This is a genomic window from Streptomyces sp. NPDC090032 (assembly GCF_044748025.1).
In the GTDB taxonomy this organism is placed as follows: domain Bacteria; phylum Actinomycetota; class Actinomycetes; order Streptomycetales; family Streptomycetaceae; genus Streptomyces.
In genome coordinates, this window is sequence record NZ_JBIVFF010000020.1 from 48,827 (window position 1) to 67,326 (window position 18,500).

Below are 18,500 nucleotides of genomic sequence, written 5' to 3' on the forward strand. Positions count from 1 at the left end.
CGGTCGGGAACCCCAGCGGGTTTCCCGCCGTTGGAGCATGCGTAGGCGAGATTCCCAGTCGTCCCCTGCGGCTTCGGGTGACAATGCTGGGGTACCGTCCGAGGAACAGTCTTCAAAACAGCCTTTATCAAACTCACTATGGCAGGAGGGACGGGGCGGCATCGCTCCGTATGGATGGACGTGAAGCGATACTTCCGTGGGCCGGTCATGTGGATCGTGCTGGCCGTCCTTGCCGTGGTCGTGTTGATGCAGGTCGTCGGTTCGTCCGGTGGCTACAAGACGGTGGACACCGGCCAGGTCATTCAGGCCATCGACGACAACAAGGTGCAGTCGGCCAAGCTGACCACCGGCGACGAAAACAACATCAAGGTCGAGCTCAAGGACGGCCAGAAGGTCCAGGGCAGCAGCAAGATCCAGGCGAGCTACATCGGCGACCAGGGCGTCGAGGTGGCCAAGGATCTGCAGGCCAAGTTCGAGGACAAGCAGATCCCCGACGGGTACACCGTCGCCCCGACGAAGCAGAACGCCTTCGTGGGGATCCTGCTCTCCCTGCTCCCCTTCGTCCTGATCGTCGTCGTCTTCCTGTTCCTGATGAATCAGATGCAGGGCGGCGGCTCCCGAGTCATGCAGTTCGGGAAGTCCAAGGCGAAGCTCATCACCAAGGACACCCCGAAAACGACGTTCGCCGACGTGGCGGGCTCGGACGAGGCCGTCGAGGAGCTCCACGAGATCAAGGAGTTCCTCCAGGAGCCGGCGAAGTTCCAGGCCGTCGGCGCCAAGATCCCCAAGGGTGTGCTGCTCTACGGCCCGCCCGGAACCGGTAAGACGCTGCTCGCGCGCGCCGTCGCCGGTGAGGCGGGGGTCCCCTTCTACTCGATCTCGGGTTCCGACTTCGTCGAGATGTTCGTCGGTGTCGGTGCCTCCCGAGTCCGTGACCTGTTCGAGCAGGCCAAGGCGAACGCCCCGGCGATCGTCTTCGTCGACGAGATCGACGCCGTCGGCCGGCACCGCGGTGCGGGTCTCGGCGGCGGTCACGACGAGCGCGAGCAGACGCTCAACCAGCTGCTCGTCGAGATGGACGGCTTCGACGTGAAGGGCGGCGTCATCCTGATCGCCGCCACGAACCGGCCCGACATCCTCGACCCGGCGCTGCTGCGCCCGGGACGTTTCGACCGGCAGATCGCGGTCGACCGTCCGGACATGCAGGGCCGTCTGGAGATCCTCAAGGTTCACCAGAAGGGCAAGCCGGTCGCACCCGATGTCGACCTGTCGGCCGTCGCCCGGCGTACCCCGGGCTTCACCGGCGCCGACCTGTCGAACGTGCTGAACGAAGCTGCGCTCCTCACAGCGCGCAGCGACCTCAAGCTCATCGACAACTCGATGCTGGACGAGGCGATCGACCGCGTCGTGGCGGGCCCGCAGAAGCGGACCCGGATCATGTCCGACAAGGAGAAGAAGATCACCGCGTACCACGAGGGCGGACACGCCCTGGTCGCGGCGGCTTCGCCCAACTCCGACCCGGTGCACAAGATCACGATCCTGTCCCGTGGACGGGCCCTCGGTTACACGATGGTCCTGCCCGACGAGGACAAGTACTCGACCACGCGTAACGAGATGCTCGACCAGCTCGCGTACATGCTGGGCGGGCGCGCGGCCGAGGAGCTGGTCTTCCACGACCCGACCACGGGCGCGGCGAACGACATCGAGAAGGCGACCGCGACCGCGCGGGCCATGGTCACGCAGTACGGCATGACCGAGCGGCTCGGCGCGATCAAGTTCGGCGGCGACAACACCGAGCCCTTCCTGGGCCGGGAGATGTCGCACCCGCGCGACTACTCGGAAGAGGTCGCCGCGCTCGTCGACGAAGAGGTCAAGAAGCTCATCGAGAACGCGCACAACGAGGCCTGGGAGATCCTGGTCGAGAACCGCGACGTCCTCGATCAGCTGGTCCTCCAGCTGCTGGAGAAGGAGACGCTGAACAAGGAGCAGATCGCCGAGATCTTCGCTCCGATCGTGAAGCGCCCGGCCCGCCCCGCGTGGACCGGCTCCTCCCGGCGTACTCCGTCGACCCGCCCGCCGGTGCTCTCCCCCAAGGAGCTGTCACTGACGAACGGTTCGAACGGTGCGGTCCCGGCCGTCGAGTCCGGTCTGGACATCGCTCCTACGGACAGCCCCGAGGCCTGATCACCCCGGAATGGATGCCGCGTCCCCCACGCCTTACGGTGTGGGGGACGCGGTTTTTTGTTCAAGGAAGAGGCACAGATGACCGACCCGGTGACGCTGAACGGCGAGGGTCCGATCGGCGAGTTCGACGAGAAGCGGGCCGAGAACGCTGTGCGTGAGCTCCTCATCGCGGTCGGTGAGAACCCGGACCGCGAGGGCCTCAAGGAGACGCCGGCGCGGGTGGCGCGCGCGTACAAGGAGATATTCGCGGGGCTGCGGCAGAAGCCCGAGGACGTTCTGACGACGACGTTCGACCTCGGTCATGACGAGATGGTCCTGGTGAAGGACATCGAGGTGCAGAGCAGCTGTGAGCACCACCTGGTGCCGTTCATCGGCGTCGCCCACGTCGGCTACATCCCGTCGAGCGACGGCAAGATCACCGGTCTGTCCAAGCTGGCCCGCCTCGTGGACGTCTACGCCCGCCGTCCGCAGGTGCAGGAGCGTCTGACCACGCAGATCGCCGACTCCCTGATGGAGATCCTGGAGCCGCGCGGCGTGATCGTGGTCATCGAGTGCGAGCACATGTGCATGACGATGCGCGGGGTGCGCAAGCAGGGCGCGAAGACCATCACGTCCGCGGTGCGCGGTCAGCTGCGCGACCCGGCGACGCGCAACGAGGCGATGAGCCTGATCATCGCGCGCTGACCCAGCCCCGGTCCCCGGCCCGGGCCCAGGCGGGACCCCGGCGGGTCAGGCCGCCGGTGCGGCCCCGCCGTGGCCTTCGTCGTCGTCCTCCGGGAGCTTGCAGATGCGCTCCAGGAAGAGGGCGGCCGCTATCACGGCGATGCCGGTGAGGACCGAGAAGCCGGCGTAGATGGCCTGGTCGCGGCGGGCCGGGACATCGAGGTGTTCGAGCAGGAACGCGCCCGTGCCGCCGTACATCCCGGCGACCAGGGCGGCCACCAGGGCGCTGGCCTGGCCGAAGACGAGGGCACGGGCCGCCATCAGCGGGTCGACGCCCTTGGCACCGGGCTGCCGCTCGCGCTGGGCGCGTAGCCGGGAGCGGATGGAGAGCGCGGTCGCCAGCAGGATCACGGCGATCGCGGCCAGGACGATCGGCGCCGCCAGCGGGACCCGCGGCAGCGTGCCGATCGAGTCCCACAGGCGTGCGCCGGCCCAGCTCAGTACACCGGCGACCAGGAAGAGGCCGGCCAGCGTCCTGATGCGCAGTTGCTTCATTCCGGTGGTCGCCCCTCAGTCCCCGCGCTGTCTTCGTGTGCCCGCATGACCCTAACGACTATTCGGGCAGCTGGAGTTCCAGGTCGGCGCGCGGCGCGACGCCTTCGCGGGTGACCGCGGCGAGCAGCTCGGCGACCGGCCCGTGGCCCGGCAGCTGCGCCTCCGGCTCCACGTCGAACCAGGGGGCGAGGACGAAGGCCCGCTGGTGCGCCCGCGGGTGAGGGAGCGTGAGCACCGGGTCGTCGGAGACGACGTCGGCGTACGTGACGATGTCGACGTCGATCGTGCGGGCGCCCCAGCGCTCGTCACGGACGCGGTGGAAGGCCTCCTCGACGGCGTGCGCCCGCTCCAGGAGGGAGGACGGGGGAAGCGTCGTGCGGAGGACGATCACGGCGTTGAAGTACGCGGGCTGGCTGCCCGGCTCGACGCCCCACGGCTCGGTCTCGTAGACGGGCGAGACGGCCTTGACGCGGACGCCGGGGGTGTCCTCCAGGGCGTCGATGGCGCCCTGGATCGTCTCCAGGCGGTTCCCCAGGTTCGAGCCGAGGGCGATCACCGCGTTTTTGGGGTTGGAGAGCGTGGTGTCGGCCGCGTCCACCTGCTCCACCACGGAGGCGGGCACCGGCTGTACGGTCGGGTCGCTGGGGCCCTCGGTGAAAGATGCAGTCATACTCGGCTCCGGGTGATGGTGACGGTCACATCGTCGAAGGGGACGGTGATCGGGGCGTCCGGCTTGTGGACGCAGACCTCGACCTCCAGGACTCCTTCGTGCTTCAGGCACGCCCCGGCGATGCGCTCGGCGAGCGTCTCGATGAGATCGACCGGATCGCCTTCGACGACGGCCACGACCTCCTCCGCCACGATGCCGTAGTGCACGGTCTTCGCCAGGTCGTCGTCGGCCGCGGCCGCGCGTGTGTCCAGTCCGAGCACCAGGTCCACGATGAAGGTCTGGCCTTCCTCGCGCTCCTTGGGGAAGACGCCATGGTGCCCGCGGGCCTTGAGGCCGCGCAGCGCGACACGATCCACGCGAATCACTCCTGCAATCGTCGGTAGCGGCGGGTTCGTACCGAGTGCGGTCGGCACATCCGCCTCGTTCGAATCTACCTGCGAGCACCGACAGCTCTCGCCCGCGGGGGCTATGGACAGGACGGCTCACCGCTGGTAGCCGCCCCTACCCACCAGCGCGCTTCGGCAATCCCGTGGGGGCCTCGTTCGGACCCGCCTACCCCGTCAAGAGCCGCTCAGGAGGGTGTCTCGTCGCTTTCTTCGCCGTCCTCGCCCACGCCTTCGGACTCGGCGAGGACGGGAGACGCGTGGTGCGACCAGAGTTTCCAGCCGTCACGTGTGCGACGGAACACATTCGTGGCGACGACGCGCTGGCCGACGAGCGGGCCGAGTTCGTCGCCCTCCTTGGGGGCCGGGCCGCCGCTGAGGATGTTCTCGGTGCAGGTGATCAGAGCGGTGTCGGCGACGATGCTGATGTGCACATCCGTGAGGAAGAACTGGATGTACTCGGTGTTCGCCATGATCAGCGCGTACGAGCGCAGGACCCCGCCGCGGCCGGTGAGCACGGGCCAGCCGGGGTGCACGCAGCTGATGGACGTGTCCTCGGCCTCGTCGGAGTCCTCGCTGTACGAGACATCCTCGGGGGCGAGCCAGAGCGTCGTCAGCAGATCGAAGTCGGCCCGTTCCAGAGCCTCGTAGAAGGCGCGGTTGGCGCGGTCCACGGCCTCCGCGTCGGTGCGCCGGGCTGCCGCGCCGAGCGGCTCGTCGGGCTCCCTCGGTGGGGTCACTGGGCTCCCTCTACGGCGCGGGCGACACGGACCGCGTCCGCCGTCGCGCGGACCTCGTGGACGCGGACCGCCCAGGCGCCCTGGTGGGCCGCGATGGCGGAGACGGCGGCCGTGGCGGCGTCGCGCTCGCGGGCCGGGGGCGGCGGTGCACCCTGCTCGCCGGCCAGGACATGGCCGAGGAACCGCTTGCGGGACGCGGCGACCAGCAGGGGGTGGCCGAGCGCGCGCAGCTCCTCCAGGTGCGCCAGGAGCTTGAGGTCGTGGGCGGCCTCCTTGGAGAAGCCGAGGCCCGGGTCCACGACGATGCGCTCGGGGGCGATGCCGCCCTCGATCACGGCATCCACGCGTGCGTGGAGCTCGGCGACGACTTCGGAGACCACGTCCTCGTACGTGCCCTTGACGTTGCCTCCCTCCAGGAAGCCGCGCCAGTGCATGACGACGAAGGGGGCACCCGCCGCGGCGACCACGGGGATCATCGCCGGGTCGGCGAGGCCGCCGCTGACGTCGTTGACGAGGGAGGCGCCGGCTGCCAGGGAGCGTTCGGCCACACTCGCGCGCATCGTGTCGACGGACACGGCGACGCCCTCGGAGGACAGGCCCCGCACGACAGGGATGACGCGCTTGAGCTCTTCGTCCTCGTCGACGCGGGTGGCGCCGGGGCGGGTCGACTCACCGCCGACGTCGATCAGGTCGGCGCCCTGGGCGACCAGGTCGAGGCCGTGTTTCACGGCGGCCGTCGTGTCGAACCAGCGTCCGCCGTCGGAGAAGGAATCGGGCGTCACATTGACGACTCCCATGACCGCGCAGCGGTCCCATTCGGGAAGGCCTGTGACGTGGCCGCGACGGCCCTGCGACGTGCTCATGTCTTCAAGCCTAGGCCCGGCGGCCCGGTGGCCGTGCCACGGCCGGACTGCGGACGGGCCTCAGGCGGCCCGCACCCCGCGCCGGCCGCCGTCGTGCGCGCAGGGGCGGGGCGCGGCCGTCCGGCGGCGCAGGACGGGCGGCAGGCCGAGGTTCACGAAGCCCTCCGCCCGCAGGGCGGCGATGCCGATCCGGGGCAGGTCGCGCGGGGAGCGGTAGACCACGAAGCGGGGTTCCCAGCGCGGCCGGAATTTCGCGTTGAACCGGTACAGCGACTCGATCTGGAACCAGCGGGACAGGAAGACGAGCAGTCCGCGCCAGGCCCGCAGGACCGGGCCCGCGCCGATCTTCTCGCCGCGCGCGAGGGCCGCGCGGAACATCGCGAAGTTCAGCGAGATCCGCGTGATGCCGAGCTTCGGGGCGGCGTGGAGGGCGGCCACGATGAGGAGTTCGTTCATGCCGGGGTCGGCGGAGCGGTCGCGGCGCATCAGGTCGAGGGAGACGCCGTCGGTGCCCCAGGGGACGAAGTGGAGTACGGCCTTCAGGTCGTCGTGCGGGCCCGCCGGGTTGTCGGCCTTGTGGGCCGTGGCGACCAGGCAGTCGCCGTCCGACGCGTCGCCGATGCGGCCGAGCGCCATGGAGAAGCCGCGTTCGCTGTCGGTGCCGCGCCAGTCGTCGGCGGCGCGCCGGATCCGCTCCAGTTCCTGGTCGCCGAGGTCACGGATGCGCCGTACCCGGGTCTCGTAGCCATTGCGCTCGATCCTCTTGACCATCTGGCGTACGTTGCGCATCGCACGCCCGGCCAGGGAGAAATCCGCGGTCTCCACCACCGCCTCGTCGCCCAGTTCGAGCGCGTCGAGGCCGGTCTCGCGGGTCCACACCTCGCCGCCCGTCTCGGAGCAGCCCATGACGGCGGGGGTCCACGAGTGGGCCTTGGCCTCGTCCATGAACCGTTCGATGGCTCCGGGCCATGCCTCCACGTCCCCTACGGGGTCGCCGCTCGCGAGCATCACGCCCGACACGACGCGGTAGCAGACGGCCGCCTTGCCGCTGGGGGAGAAGACGACGCCCTTGTCGCGGCGGAGCGCGAAGTGGCCGAGGGAGTCGCGGGCGCCGTGCTTGTCCAGGAGGGTGCGCAGCCGCGCCTCGTCGTCCTCGGTGAGGCGGGCGGCCGGGTGTTCGGGGCGGAACGCCAGATAGACGGTCGTCAGCGCGGTGAGCAGGCCGAGGGCGCCGAGCGAGCAGGCGACGGTCGAGGAGGTGCGGCCCGCGTAGTCGACGGGTCCGTCCATGCCGAACAGGCCGTACAGGACGTGCTCCAGGCGGTCGGACAGGCTCGGGTCGCCCACCAGTTTCTTCGGGTGCGCGCTGACGACGGCGAGGCCGATGACGAGGGAACCGGCGCCCATGAGCACGAAGTTCGCGAGCGCCCGCCAGCGGCTGCGCGGGTCGGGCAGCGCGGCGAACTCACTCCGGTGGCGCAGCAGCAGCGTGAGAAGCACGAGCGGGATCAGCACACCGAACAGGGAGTGCCGGTACGCGAACTGCGCGAGCGCGCCGAGCGGCAGCAGCACCACGGCGGCGCGCCAGGCCCGCCGCTTGTGGCGGCGCAGCCCGTGCGCGAGGAGGAGCAGCAGGACGCCCGTACTGATGGCGAGTGCGGCCGCGAACGGGCCGAGGGCGCCGGGCAGGACCTCGGCCAGCGTGTGCATGCGGCTGTGCCGGAACCGGGGGAAGACGCCCGCCGCGACGTCGAGGAGTCCGACGAGGATGCAGGCCCGGGTGATCAGGACGGGGACGGTCTCGGGCCGGGGGCCGCGCAGTATCCGGTGCAGGTACCGCGTCCTGCCCGGAACCCCGCCTGACATATCGGCATCTATCCTGACAGACATCGCATCCCGTAGTTCCGCGAAAGGGTTCGAAGCCGGTGCCATTTCCGGCATCCGGCCACATTGCGCCCTCTAGGACGGGACTTGTGGGAGGCGGGTTCACTCGGCCAGGTAAACCGGTGGAAAAGGTTCAGAAGCCAGAAAGCGCAGGCGGGTTCAGCACGATGGGTCTCACGAGCAGCAAGGTCCTTGCGCTTGCGGTCGTTCTGGCCGTGCTCCTCTTCGCCGGAACGGTCTGGCTGTGGCCACGGCTGGCGGGCCGCACCTGGGGATCCGTCGCCGGGCGGGTGGGCGTGCTGCTCGCGACGCAGCTCGCGGTCTTCCTCTCGGTCGGACTCGCGGTCAACCAGGCGTTCGGGTTCTACGCGACGTGGAACGACCTCCTCGGGCGGGAGCAGGCCCAGGGCGTGGTGTCCGACCTCGGCTCGGTCGGCACCCGGGGGCCCCTGCAGGTGGTCGGTACGCGGTACGTGAACGTGCCGGGCGGCTCACGGCCCGAACTCGGCGGCCAGATCCAGAAGGTCGACATCGTCGGGCAGCACTCGCACATCGCCACCTCCGCGTACGTGTATCTGCCGCCCGAATACTTCAAGGGCGGCGACAAGACCCGTACTTTCCCTGCCTCGGTCGTCCTCACCGGATACCCCGGCACCGCCGAGGCGCTCATCAAGGGACTGCGCTACCCGACCACCGCCCACGAGCAGGCCAGAGCGGGGGCCATGCGGCCGATGATCCTGGTGATGATGCGCCCGACCGTGGCGCCGCCGCGGGACACGGAGTGCGTGGACGTGCCGGACGGCCCGCGGACGGAGACGTTCTTCGCCCAGGACCTGCCCCAGGTGATCTCGGCGCACTACAGGGTCGCCAAGAAGCCCGGCGGCTGGGGCATCGTGGGCGACTCCACGGGCGGCTACTGCGCCCTGAAGCTCGCCATCCACCACCCCCGTGTCTACGGCGCGGGGGCGGGCCTGTCCGCGTACTACAAGGCGCCCATCGACCCGACCACGGGCGACCTCTTCCACGGCGACGCGGCGCTGGAGCGGCGCGCCGACCTGATGCGGACCCTGGCCCACGGGACGCCGCCCGCCACGTCGTTGCTCGTCACCACCAGCAAGCACGGCGAGAGCAACTACGGGAACACGATGAGCTTCATCCGTAGGGTGAAGCCGCCCACCGAGATCTCGTCGATCGTCCTGGACAGCGGCGGCCACAACTTCAACACCTGGCGCCGCGAGATCCCGGCCACGCTGGCGTGGCTGAGCGCACGCATCACGGGGTAACGCAGGGGGCTTCGGGCCTCACGCGCCCTCAGGCCCCCGTCACGGTCTCCAGCTCGACCTCCGCGCGCGGGATGTCCCGGGCGTCCGCGGCCGTCGAGCGGCGCAGCGCCTCGTGCAGCCGCGCCGGGGTGAGGACGCCGAGGAAGCGGCCCTCGCTGTGCTCGTCGATGACGGCGATCCAGCCCGCGTCGTGCTGGAGCATCGTGGCGAACGCCTGCTTGAGGGAGGCGCCGACGGGCAGCCAGGCCTCCATGCGCCGGGCGTGCTCGCGGACCGTGCCGCTCTGCACGCGCGCGTGCTCCGCGGAGATCCAGCCGTGCAGGTTGTTGTCGCCGTCGAGGACCACCGCCCAGGGGGCGTCGAGCTTCGCCGGCAGCGGGTCGTCGAGATGCACGACCGGCGGCTGCTCCACGTCGCTCTCCTCGATGGGCGTGACGGAGAGCCGCTTCAGGCCGCGGTCCGCGCCGACGAAGTCGGCCACGTAGTCGGTCGCGGGCGCCCCGAGGACGGTCGACGGGGTGTCGAACTGCTCGATCCTGCCCTGCCCGTACACGGCGATCCGGTCGCCGAGGCGGACGGCCTCCTCGATGTCGTGCGTCACGAACAGGACCGTCTTGCGCACGGCCTGCTGAAGGCGGAGGAATTCGTTCTGCAGGTGTTCGCGCACGACCGGGTCGACCGCGCCGAAGGGCTCGTCCATCAGGAGCACGGGCGGATCCGCCGCCAACGCCCTTGCGACCCCGACGCGTTGGCGCTGACCACCGGAGAGCTGGTCGGGGTAGCGGTCGCCGAAGGTGCGCGGGTCGAGGCCGACGAGGTCGAGGAGTTCGGCGGCGCGCTCGCGGGCCTTGGCGCGCTTGACGCCGAGGAGATGCGGGACGGTCGCGGTGTTGTCGAGGACCGTCTTGTGCGGGAAGAGGCCGACCTGCTGGATCACATAGCCGATGCGGCGCCGGAGTTGGACCGGGTCGATGTCGGATATGTCGTCGCCGTCGAGGAATATCCGGCCCTCGCTCGGTTCGATGAGCCGGTTGACCATCTTCATCGTGGTGGTCTTGCCGCAGCCCGACGGGCCGACGAGCGTGACGAGTTCCCCCTCGTTCACCTCGAAGGACAGGTCGTCGACGGCCGTTGTCCCGTCGGCGTAGCGCTTGGTGACGTGCTCGAACCGGATCATGGGTCCCCATTGTGCCGGGCTGCCGCCGCCTGTGGGCGGTTGCTGTGTGAAGGCCATGTTGCGTCGTGACGAGGGGTCTCGGCGATTGTCAGTGGTGGGGGCTAGGGTCGTCCGCAGTCGGAATCAGGCGCTCGCGCGAGCGGTTTCAAGACATATGTACGGGGATTCGGGGGAGGTGGGGCGGGTGAGCAGTCCCAACTGCATGGTGACCAACGAGTGGGTGTGCGGGGAATACCTGCGAACCCGCAGGCAGGAGCTGGTCGACGCGGTCGTCCAGCACATCGGCATCACGGCCGCTTCCGTCGTGATCGGCGTGCTGATCGCCTTCCCGCTGGCCCTCCTCGCCCGGCACCGGCGCGCCTTCGCGGGCCCGGTGCTCGGCCTGACGACGGTGCTCTACACGATCCCGTCGCTGGCGATGTTCTCGCTGCTGCTCCCGCTGTTCGGGCTCTCCGCCTCGCTCGTCATCACCGGACTCGTCCTCTACACGCTGACGATCCTGGTGCGGAACTTCCTGGCGGGTCTCCAGGCCGTGCCGGACGAGGCCAGAGAAGCGGCCCGCGGCATGGGTTACGGGCCCGTCCGGCTGCTGTGGGAGGTCGAACTGCCGCTGGCGCTGCCCGCGATGCTCGCGGGCGTGCGGATCGCGACGGTCTCCACGGTCGCGCTGACGACGGTCGGCGCGATCGTCGACTACGGCGGCCTGGGCACGCTGATCATGGACGGACTCGACAGCGACTTCAAGGCCCAGGTGCTCACGGCATCCGTGCTGTGCGTGCTCCTCGCGGTGGTCGCCGATCTGCTGCTGCTCTGTCTCCAGCGGTGGCTGACCCCCTGGACCCGCGTCGCGTCCGGGACGTCCCGAATACGCAGACGCACGGACCGCTCCGGCGGTCCGGACCGCCCGGACGGCGGCCCGGACGATGCGGAGCGACGTACGGAGAAGGCGGCGCAGGCGGCATGAACGCGATATCGGGGGCCTACGACTGGCTGACGACGGGGGCCAACTGGCAGGGCGACAAGGGGGTGTGGCACCGCCTGGCCGAGCACCTGTACTTCAGCGGCGTCACCCTGGCCGTGTCCTGCCTGATCGCCCTGCCGCTGGCGCTGTGGCTCGGGCACATCGGCAAGGGCGGCGGCCTCGCGGTCAACATCTCGAACGCGGGCCGTGCGGTGCCCACGCTCGCGGTGCTCGTCCTGCTCACGCTGACGCCGCTGGGCCGGCAGGGGGACCTGCCGACGTTCATCGCGCTCGTGCTGTTCGCGGTGCCGCCGCTGCTGACCAACGCCTACATCGGGATGCGCGAGGTCGACCGGGCCGTCGTGGAGGCGGCGCGGGGGATGGGGATGAGCGGCGGGCAGGTGTTCCGCCGGGTCGAACTCCCGCTGGCGTACCCGATGGTCATGACCGGGATCCGGCTGGCGGCGGTGCAGGTGATCGCCACGGCGACGCTCGCCGCGATGGCCGGCAAGGGCGGGCTCGGGCGGATCATCACGGCCGGGTTCAACCTCCAGGACACCCCTCAGGTCGTCGCCGGCGCCGTCCTGGTCGCGTTGCTCGCGCTGCTTGTGGAGGGCGTCCTAGCGGGCGCGGGACGGGTCCTGAATCCGATGAGGGGCCGCTCCGGCGCGGCGCGCTGAATCCCGGCGGGTGCGGTGCGCCGGGCCGAACCCCGACGGGCGCCCCGGTGGGCGGGACGCCAACTTGACATCTCGTTACGGCTTTTCGATCATTCCGGCTTTCGATTGGGTGGACAACGATGAACAGCAGAACGCGACGGATCGCCGTGGCGGCGGTCGCCGTCGGCGCGCTCACCACCGGGCTCACCGCGTGCGGCGGGGACAGCCTGGAGGGCGGCAAGAGCGACAAGGCCGACTCGGGCTCGGCGGGCGGAGGCAAGAAGGGCACGGTCGTCGTCGGCGCCGCCGGGTTCACCGAGTCGAAGGTGATGGCGGAGCTCTACAAGCAGGTTCTCGCCGACGCCGGATACTCCGCCTCGGTCAAGACCGTCGAGAACCGCGAGATCTACGAGCCCCAGCTCGCCAAGGGCGCGATCGACGTCGTTCCCGAATACGCGGCGACGCTCGCGGAATTCCTCAATCTCAAGAAGAACGGCGCGGACGCCAAGCCCGTCGCCTCAAGTGATCTTGACGCGACGGTCACCGCGCTGCGCGGACTCGCCGGTCCCGAGGGACTGACCGTGCTCGACGCCGGAGAGGCCGTCGACCAGAACGCCTTCGCGGTGAGCGCGGATTACGCGAAGCAGCACCACCTGAAGACCCTTTCGGACCTCGGCAAGTCCGGCCAGAAGGTCAAGATCGCGGCCGGTGACGAATGCGAGAAGCGGCCCTTCTGCGCCCCGGGTCTCGAGAAGACGTACGGCATCAAGGTCAGCGGCATCGACCCCAAGGGCGTCGGCACCACGCAGGCCAAGCAGGCCGTCAAGAACGGTGAGGACCAGCTGGTCCTGACGACCACCACGGACGCCACGCTGAAGAACTTCGGCCTGGTGCTCCTGGAGGACGACAAGAAGCTCCAGAACGCGGACAACATCGTTCCGGTCGTGAACACCAAGGACGCGGGCGACAAGGAGATAGCCGGCGTACTCGGGAAGCTGACCAAGACCCTGACGACCGACGATCTTGTCGAGCTCAACCGGAAGGTCGATGCGGAACGCCAGAAGGAAGCCGATGTGGCCAAGGCTTATCTCCAGTCGAAGGGCCTCTTGAAGAACTGAACGGTCCGCGGGGGAACTGATCGGCAAACACGCCGAGTGCAGGGGTGAAATGGGAGCGGAGGGACAGAAGACCACGGGATTTTGGCTGCCGGGGCACCACGATTCGCCTACGCGCGGTAAGTTTCTGGCCATGCCACGTGGACGTCACCGCCATTCCCCACCCCTGCACAGGCTGCTTCCCCCCTCGGCGATCGCAGGCGTCCCGCTCGTCTGCGCGGCCGGCGCCTGGCTGACCGCGGAGCCGCTCGTGCTGCGCGGCCTGGCCGGTGCCGCCGCCTGCGCCGCCGTGGTGGGCGCGGTCGTCATGCGCCGCTGGGACCGGCTCGCGGGCAAGCGCGTCGCCGAGCTGAACCGGTCGCGGGCGAGCGACGAGTGGCGCCACGACGAGCGGGTCGCCGAACTGGAGACCGACCTCGAGGAGTCGCGTGAGCTGCGCCTCAAGCTGGAGGCGAAGCTGCGCGGCAAGCGCACGGAGCTGGCGGCCCTGCGCAACGAGCACGCGGCCCTGCTGCGGCGCTACGCGACGGCGGAGACGGAGCGGGCCAGTGCCCTTGAGGGCCGCAGACAGCTCGCCATAGAGGCCTCGGCCCCGGCGCGTGCGCTGCCCGCGGCCCCCTCCCCGGCACCCGGCGCCGAGGTCGTCCCGGCGCAGCGCGCCGCGTCGGCCGGCGCGCCGGTGACTTCCCCGGTCCTCTACCTGCGGGCGAACGCCGCGCTCGACCGTATGGCGCGCGCCGCGAACCCCCGGCGGGGCGACGGCCCGAAGGCCGAGGCTCCCGAGGGCGGTGAGCCGCAGGGGAAGCCCGAGGCGGCCCGCGCACAGGAGCACGAGCACGTGGCCGCCCTGCCGTCCGGCGTCCCCGGCCACTTCACCGTCCCGGCCGCGGCGGCGGTCGTGCCGCCCGCGGCGGTGCGGCGGCCCCTGGCCGAGGGCGGATTCGACTTCTTCGGTACGAAGGGCGTGGCGCCCGCGGCCCTGGAGGCCGTGCAGAACGCGGACCTGGCGGACGTCGTCGGCGAGGAAGCGTTCGCGCTCCACAAGGCGGACGCGGAGGCCGACTTCAAGCAGGCCGACGCCACGACCACGGGCGAGGGCGTCAGCCAGGTCATCGACCTGACCGCGCACGACGAGACGGAACAGATCGACGTGGCGGAGCTGCGATCGGCGATGCGGGCGTAGGTTGCGGCGCCGGGGACGTGGTTCCGGCGGCGGAGACGTCAGCACGTAGGACGTGAATGGGGCGGGGCCTCGGTGTGTGTCACACCGAGGCCCCGCCCCATCGTCATGCCGTCGTCCTCACGAAGCCATCCAGCGGTCCGGCCGTGCCACCTTCCGCCCCGTGCGTGAGCGGTCCGCCTGCGAGCGCAGGAGTTCCGCCGCCTCCCCGGCGTCCCGCAGCCGGGCCGTCACCGTCTTGTTGGCGCCCGTGTCCACATGGACGTCGGCCACACCCCGGAACCGCTCCCAGGGCCCCTGCGTGAGCCGCACACTCTGCACCTTCGCGTGCGGCACCAGCGCGAGCCGCCGCCGCACCAGGCCGTGCCGGGACGCGAACACGGCGTCGGTCGTCGCGAGCCCGTAGCCCCGCCACCAGAAGGGCATGCACCACGCCGAGCGCTTCGGCGGCCGGATGAACGCCTCCTCCCCAGGGACCGTCACTCCCGGAAGCACCCGCTCCACCAAGCCCTGTGCGATCTCGCGCGGCGCGACCGGCACCAGGACGGAGTTCGACGAGCCGGCCACGGCCAGTTCCACGCGCACCCAGCCGAGCCGCCGCCACAACAGCGGCTCCACGATCCGGACGGTCTGCACCCGCCCCGGCGGCACCGTCTCGTGGTCGCGGTCGAGGAGGCCGTGGTCTATGCGCAGGCCGTCCGGCGACTCGCCCACCGTCCAGTCGTACTCCTTGATGAAGCGGCCCACGCTGTTCGTGCCCGCGCCGCCCACGAGCGGGAGGGCCACCGCGAGCACCGTCCACAGGTTGTGGGTGGCGAACCACAGCAGCGTCGGCACGACGACCGCGGCGAGCAGCATGGCCCACGGCCCGCCGGTGAGCAGGAGCGCGACGGCGAGCATGCGGGGCGGCACGTGCAGGATCTGCTCGGCCGGTGCCTCGCCGACGCCGCGCACGGTGTCGGGCGCGAACCCGGCCGCGCGGGCGAGGAGTTCGGCGCGCAGTTCGCGGGCTTCTCGCTCGCCGAGATAGGCGAGTTCGTCCTTCTTGTCCGTGCCGACGACGTCCAGTTTGAGCTTGGCGACGCCCACGAAGCGGGCGAGCAGCGGCTGGGTGACGTCCACGGCCTGGATCCGGTCGAGCCGGATGTGGGCGGTGCGGCGGAACAACAGGCCGGTACGTATGCGCAGTTCGGTGTCGGTGACGGAGAAGTGCGTGAACCACCAGGTCAGGAACCCGTAGAGGGCGGCGGCCGGGATCAGTACGGCGAGGCCGACGAGGAGGGTGGTCGCGGTGAGCTGGGCGAGCCTGCGCTGGGCCTCGTTCAGGTCGTGGGCCGCCCAGCCGAGGACGATCGCGACGGGCGCCCAGGCGCGGCGCAGCGGCGTGACGGGGTGCAGGCGCCGCTCCGGCGCCTCGGCGGGCGCGCCCTGGTCCCGTACGTCCTCGTGGACGTCCGGGACCGTCACAGCCCCGCCGATCGGGCCTCGCCGAGTTCGGTGAGCCGGTCGCGCAGGCGCTCGGCCTCGGCGGGCGTCAGGCCCGGGATCGTGGCGTCGGTCGCCGCGGCCGCCGTGTGCAGCTGAAGGCTCGCGAGCCCGAACTTCCGCTCGAGGGGCCCGGACGTGACCTCGACGAGCTGCATGCGCCCGTACGGCACGATCGTTTCCTCGCGCCACAGGACGCCCCGGCTGATCAGCAGGTCGTCGGCGCGCTCCGCGTAGCGCCACGAGCGCCAGTTGCGCCCGAGCATCGGCCATCCCCACAGCAGCCCGGCCAGCGGCAGCAGCGCGAACACCGCCCACACGCCCCCGGCGAACACCCCGAGCAGCACCCCCACCGCCACCGTCAGCGGCACGAGCCACAGCACGAGCAGCAGCCTGCGCACCTTCAGCAGCCCCCTGGGAAGCCCGGTCCACACCGGCTCCGCCCCGGCTCCCGCCTTCGGAGCCGCCGTCCCCTCAGTCCCCGTTTCCATGCACCCACCCTACGTACGAGACACTGTTCTCATGACGCCCACGAGGGAGACGACGGTCGGCATCGGCGGCGCCGCCGAGACCACCGACATGGTGCTCAACATCGGCCCGCAGCACCCGTCCACGCACGGGGTTCTGCGCCTGCGCCTCGTCCTCGACGGCGAGCGCATCCAGCACGCCGAGCCGGTCATCGGCTATATGCACCGCGGCGCGGAGAAGCTCTTCGAGGCCCGCGACTACCGGCAGATCGTGATGCTGGCCAACCGCCACGACTGGCTCTCCGCCTTTTCGAGCGAGCTCGGGGTCGTGCTCGCCGTCGAGCGGATGCTCGGCATGGAGGTCCCTGAGCGCGCGGTGTGGCTGCGCACCCTGCTCGCGGAGCTGAACCGGGTCCTCAACCACCTGATGTTCCTTGGTTCGTACCCGCTCGAACTGGGCGGAATCACCCCGGTGTTCTATGCCTTCCGGGAGCGCGAGGAAATCCAGAACGTCATGGAGGAGATGTCCGGCGGCCGCATGCACTACATGTTCAACCGCGTCGGCGGCCTCAAGGAGGACATGCCGGCCGGCTGGACCACCCGCGCGCGTGAGGCGGTCGCCTCGGTGCGCTCGCGCATGGGCGTGTACGACGACCTGGTCCTCGGCAACGAGATCTTCCGCGGCCGCACGCGCGACGTGGGCGTGCTCTCTCCGGAGGCGGTGCACTCCTATGGGGTGAGCGGTCCGATCGCCCGCGCCGCCGGAGTCGACTTCGACCTGCGCCGCGACGAGCCGTACCTCGCGTACGGGGAGCTCCAGGACACCCTGAAGGTCGTCACGCGCAGCGAGGGTGACTGCCTGGCGCGCTTCGAGGTCCTCCTGGAGCAGACCCACAACGCGCTCGACCTCGCCGACGCCTGCCTGGACCGGCTCGCCGAGCTGCCGCCCGGCCCCGTCAATCAGCGCCTCCCGAAGGTACTCAAGGCGCCCGAGGGCCACACGTACGCGTGGACCGAGAACCCGCTCGGGATCAACGGCTACTACCTGGTCAGCAAGGGCGAGAAGACGCCGTACCGGCTCAAGCTGCGGTCCGCCTCGTACAACAACATCCAGGCGCTCACCGAGCTGCTGCCCGGGACGCTCGTCGCGGACATGGTCGCGATCCTCGGGTCACTGTTCTTCGTCGTCGGTGACATCGACAAGTAGGTCGGTGGCATCGACGAGCAGCAGGTCCCGCACCCGTACGCCGACGGGCTGCACCAGCCACCCGAAGTCGCCGAGCCCGCCCGCCGCGGTCAGCTCGGCGGCCTCGCCGGCCCCGGAGAGGGCCCGTACGTAGGCCGCAGGATCGCTGGAGGCGAGTGCCAGCGGCGGACGGCCACCGCTCACCCCGAGGGCGTGCAGGGCCGCGCGCTGCGTGAGCAGCAGGGCGCCCGGGAGCGCGCACGCGTCGAACGCCACATGGGCCGTGATGTCGCACGAGCCGTCCGGCACGGGCGGTGTCTCGCGGCCCTCACGGAAGCCCGTGAGCGTCCCGAAGGGTGGCCGGGCCTCCCGGGAGTGCGCATAGTCGACGGCGACCGCCACACCGCGCTCCAGCGCCCCCGTGGCCGCCGCCCAGGCGGTGTCCCTGGGGAGGCCGATCTCCGCGCGGAGCCCCGGTTCGCCGGCGAGCGGCCACCACCGGGCCAGCCAGTCCGCCTCCGGGCCTTCCACCACCGGCTCCCCGAGCGCCTCGGTCCCGTCCTCCCGCACGAGGACCCGGCGCGGCACTCCGGAGGCGTCGGTCTCGACGACGTCCAGGGGGACGTTGTCCAGCCACTCGTTCGCGAAGAGGAGTCCGGTGACCCCCCTCGGGGGGTGCGCGCGCCACTCGATGCGGTGGTCGAGGCCGGCGGGACGCTCCGCCCGTTCCACCGCGTACGCGCGCGTGCGGGCCGCCACCTCGGCGGGCAGTGCCTCCAGTACGGCCGTCACCAGCTCGCCGCGGCCCGCGCCCATGTCGACGAAGGCCAGCTCGGCAGGACCACCGAGCGACTCGTCCACCCGGCACAGAAGCCGCGCGACGGCCCCGGCGAACAGCGGCGACGCATGCACCGACGTGCGGAAATGCCCCGCGGGTCCCTCAGGGCTGCGATAGAAGCCGCTGGGCCCGTACAGCGCCTCCTCCGTCGCCTCGCGCCACCCACGCCCCGCACCCCGCTGCTCGTTCGTCACAGGGAAAGGCTAG

The 18,500-nt window shown here is 70.8% G+C and carries 18 protein-coding genes; 8 read left to right on the plus strand and 10 right to left on the minus strand.

Annotated elements, in window-relative coordinates; translation table 11 throughout:
- Nucleotides 1-174: 174 nt before the first annotated feature.
- Both ftsH and folE read left to right on the plus strand, forming a co-directional pair.
- The gene (gene ftsH / locus ACIPWY_RS36490; RefSeq protein WP_362900941.1) at nt 175-2,184 is read left to right on the plus strand and encodes an ATP-dependent zinc metalloprotease FtsH; all 2,010 of its coding nucleotides are present in this window, start codon (nt 175-177) and stop codon (nt 2,182-2,184) included.
- 78 nt (nt 2,185-2,262) lie between these two features.
- Nucleotides 2,263-2,868 (plus strand): GTP cyclohydrolase I FolE, encoded by a 606-nt coding sequence (gene folE, locus ACIPWY_RS36495; protein ID WP_362900939.1) that lies wholly within the window; start codon nt 2,263-2,265, stop codon nt 2,866-2,868.
- 45 nt (nt 2,869-2,913) lie between these two features.
- On the opposite strand, the gene ACIPWY_RS36500 is transcribed toward folE, so the two are convergent.
- The 6 genes from ACIPWY_RS36500 to ACIPWY_RS36525 all read right to left on the minus strand — a co-directional run bounded on the left by ACIPWY_RS36500 (nt 2,914) and on the right by ACIPWY_RS36525 (nt 7,924).
- Entirely contained in the window at nt 2,914-3,402 is a 489-nt protein-coding gene (locus tag ACIPWY_RS36500) for a DUF3180 domain-containing protein (RefSeq protein ID WP_362900937.1), read from the minus strand.
- A 58-nt stretch (nt 3,403-3,460) separates the two neighbouring features.
- A complete protein-coding gene (gene folK / locus ACIPWY_RS36505; protein ID WP_100597708.1) occupies nt 3,461-4,072 on the minus strand; it encodes a 2-amino-4-hydroxy-6-hydroxymethyldihydropteridine diphosphokinase in 612 nt (203 codons plus the stop codon).
- Nucleotides 4,069-4,428: a dihydroneopterin aldolase gene (gene folB / locus ACIPWY_RS36510; RefSeq protein ID WP_362900934.1), complete on the minus strand. Its 360-nt coding sequence runs from the start codon at nt 4,426-4,428 to the stop codon at nt 4,069-4,071. Before folB ends, folK begins: the two co-directional genes overlap by 4 nt.
- 215 nt (nt 4,429-4,643) lie before the next feature.
- Complete coding sequence (locus ACIPWY_RS36515) at nt 4,644-5,195, minus strand: nuclear transport factor 2 family protein (protein WP_362900932.1); 552 nt, start codon at nt 5,193-5,195, stop codon at nt 4,644-4,646.
- Nucleotides 5,192-6,058, minus strand: coding sequence for a dihydropteroate synthase (folP, locus tag ACIPWY_RS36520; protein WP_362900930.1), 867 nt, complete (start codon nt 6,056-6,058; stop codon nt 5,192-5,194). Before folP ends, ACIPWY_RS36515 begins: the two co-directional genes overlap by 4 nt.
- Before the next feature lie 60 nt (nt 6,059-6,118).
- Nucleotides 6,119-7,924 (minus strand): phosphatidylglycerol lysyltransferase domain-containing protein, encoded by a 1,806-nt coding sequence (locus ACIPWY_RS36525; protein WP_393699683.1) that lies wholly within the window; start codon nt 7,922-7,924, stop codon nt 6,119-6,121.
- Between the two features lie 185 nt (nt 7,925-8,109).
- On the opposite strand from ACIPWY_RS36525, the gene ACIPWY_RS36530 reads away from it, so the two are divergent.
- Nucleotides 8,110-9,225, plus strand: coding sequence for an alpha/beta hydrolase (locus ACIPWY_RS36530; RefSeq protein WP_393699685.1), 1,116 nt, complete (start codon nt 8,110-8,112; stop codon nt 9,223-9,225).
- Nucleotides 9,226-9,253: 28 nt separating this feature from the next.
- On the opposite strand, the gene ACIPWY_RS36535 is transcribed toward ACIPWY_RS36530, so the two are convergent.
- Nucleotides 9,254-10,402, minus strand: a complete 1,149-nt coding sequence (locus tag ACIPWY_RS36535) for a betaine/proline/choline family ABC transporter ATP-binding protein (RefSeq protein ID WP_362900924.1) — start codon at nt 10,400-10,402, stop codon at nt 9,254-9,256.
- Nucleotides 10,403-10,586: 184 nt separating this feature from the next.
- On the opposite strand from ACIPWY_RS36535, the gene ACIPWY_RS36540 reads away from it, so the two are divergent.
- From ACIPWY_RS36540 to ACIPWY_RS36555, 4 genes are all read left to right on the plus strand, one after another.
- Nucleotides 10,587-11,366, plus strand: coding sequence for an ABC transporter permease (locus tag ACIPWY_RS36540; RefSeq protein WP_393699687.1), 780 nt, complete (start codon nt 10,587-10,589; stop codon nt 11,364-11,366).
- Nucleotides 11,363-12,043 carry an ABC transporter permease gene (locus ACIPWY_RS36545; protein WP_362900920.1) on the plus strand — a complete coding sequence of 227 codons (681 nt, stop codon included), beginning with the start codon at nt 11,363-11,365 and terminating at the stop codon, nt 12,041-12,043. The genes ACIPWY_RS36540 and ACIPWY_RS36545 overlap by 4 nt, the downstream gene beginning before the upstream one ends.
- Nucleotides 12,044-12,162: 119 nt before the next feature.
- Nucleotides 12,163-13,140 carry an ABC transporter substrate-binding protein gene (locus ACIPWY_RS36550; protein ID WP_362900918.1) on the plus strand — a complete coding sequence of 326 codons (978 nt, stop codon included), beginning with the start codon at nt 12,163-12,165 and terminating at the stop codon, nt 13,138-13,140.
- A 130-nt stretch (nt 13,141-13,270) separates the two neighbouring features.
- Nucleotides 13,271-14,320 (plus strand): hypothetical protein, encoded by a 1,050-nt coding sequence (locus ACIPWY_RS36555; RefSeq protein WP_393699690.1) that lies wholly within the window; start codon nt 13,271-13,273, stop codon nt 14,318-14,320.
- A 117-nt stretch (nt 14,321-14,437) separates the two neighbouring features.
- Here ACIPWY_RS36555 and ACIPWY_RS36560 read toward each other — a convergent pair whose 3' ends face one another.
- Entirely contained in the window at nt 14,438-15,784 is a 1,347-nt protein-coding gene (locus tag ACIPWY_RS36560) for a PH domain-containing protein (protein ID WP_393699692.1), read from the minus strand.
- Nucleotides 15,781-16,293: a PH domain-containing protein gene (locus tag ACIPWY_RS36565; protein WP_362900912.1), complete on the minus strand. Its 513-nt coding sequence runs from the start codon at nt 16,291-16,293 to the stop codon at nt 15,781-15,783. The genes ACIPWY_RS36560 and ACIPWY_RS36565 overlap by 4 nt, the downstream gene beginning before the upstream one ends.
- Nucleotides 16,294-16,324: 31 nt before the next feature.
- On the opposite strand from ACIPWY_RS36565, the gene ACIPWY_RS36570 reads away from it, so the two are divergent.
- The gene (locus ACIPWY_RS36570; RefSeq protein WP_393699694.1) at nt 16,325-17,476 is read left to right on the plus strand and encodes an NADH-quinone oxidoreductase subunit D; all 1,152 of its coding nucleotides are present in this window, start codon (nt 16,325-16,327) and stop codon (nt 17,474-17,476) included.
- Here ACIPWY_RS36570 and ACIPWY_RS36575 read toward each other — a convergent pair.
- Complete coding sequence (locus ACIPWY_RS36575) at nt 17,441-18,487, minus strand: SAM-dependent methyltransferase (RefSeq protein WP_393699696.1); 1,047 nt, start codon at nt 18,485-18,487, stop codon at nt 17,441-17,443. The two genes, ACIPWY_RS36570 and ACIPWY_RS36575, sit on opposite strands and share 36 nt — an antisense overlap.
- Nucleotides 18,488-18,500 lie beyond the last annotated feature (13 nt).

Excerpts from the sequence above, each read along its gene's own strand:
- ACIPWY_RS36525 (WP_393699683.1), bottom strand. The coding sequence starts at position 7,924 with ATGTCAGGCGGGGTTCCGGGCAGGACGCGGTACCTGCACCGGATACTG.
- folK (WP_100597708.1), bottom strand. The coding sequence starts at position 4,072 with ATGACTGCATCTTTCACCGAGGGCCCCAGCGACCCGACCGTACAGCCG.
- folE (WP_362900939.1), top strand. The coding sequence starts at position 2,263 with ATGACCGACCCGGTGACGCTGAACGGCGAGGGTCCGATCGGCGAGTTC.
- ftsH (WP_362900941.1), top strand. The coding sequence starts at position 175 with ATGGACGTGAAGCGATACTTCCGTGGGCCGGTCATGTGGATCGTGCTG.
- ACIPWY_RS36550 (WP_362900918.1), top strand. The coding sequence starts at position 12,163 with ATGAACAGCAGAACGCGACGGATCGCCGTGGCGGCGGTCGCCGTCGGC.
- ACIPWY_RS36555 (WP_393699690.1), top strand. The coding sequence starts at position 13,271 with ATGCCACGTGGACGTCACCGCCATTCCCCACCCCTGCACAGGCTGCTT.
- ACIPWY_RS36545 (WP_362900920.1), top strand. The coding sequence starts at position 11,363 with ATGAACGCGATATCGGGGGCCTACGACTGGCTGACGACGGGGGCCAAC.
- folP (WP_362900930.1), bottom strand. The coding sequence starts at position 6,058 with ATGAGCACGTCGCAGGGCCGTCGCGGCCACGTCACAGGCCTTCCCGAA.
- ACIPWY_RS36500 (WP_362900937.1), bottom strand. The coding sequence starts at position 3,402 with ATGAAGCAACTGCGCATCAGGACGCTGGCCGGCCTCTTCCTGGTCGCC.
- ACIPWY_RS36530 (WP_393699685.1), top strand. The coding sequence starts at position 8,110 with ATGGGTCTCACGAGCAGCAAGGTCCTTGCGCTTGCGGTCGTTCTGGCC.
- ACIPWY_RS36535 (WP_362900924.1), bottom strand. The coding sequence starts at position 10,402 with ATGATCCGGTTCGAGCACGTCACCAAGCGCTACGCCGACGGGACAACG.
- ACIPWY_RS36565 (WP_362900912.1), bottom strand. The coding sequence starts at position 16,293 with ATGGAAACGGGGACTGAGGGGACGGCGGCTCCGAAGGCGGGAGCCGGG.
- ACIPWY_RS36570 (WP_393699694.1), top strand. The coding sequence starts at position 16,325 with ATGACGCCCACGAGGGAGACGACGGTCGGCATCGGCGGCGCCGCCGAG.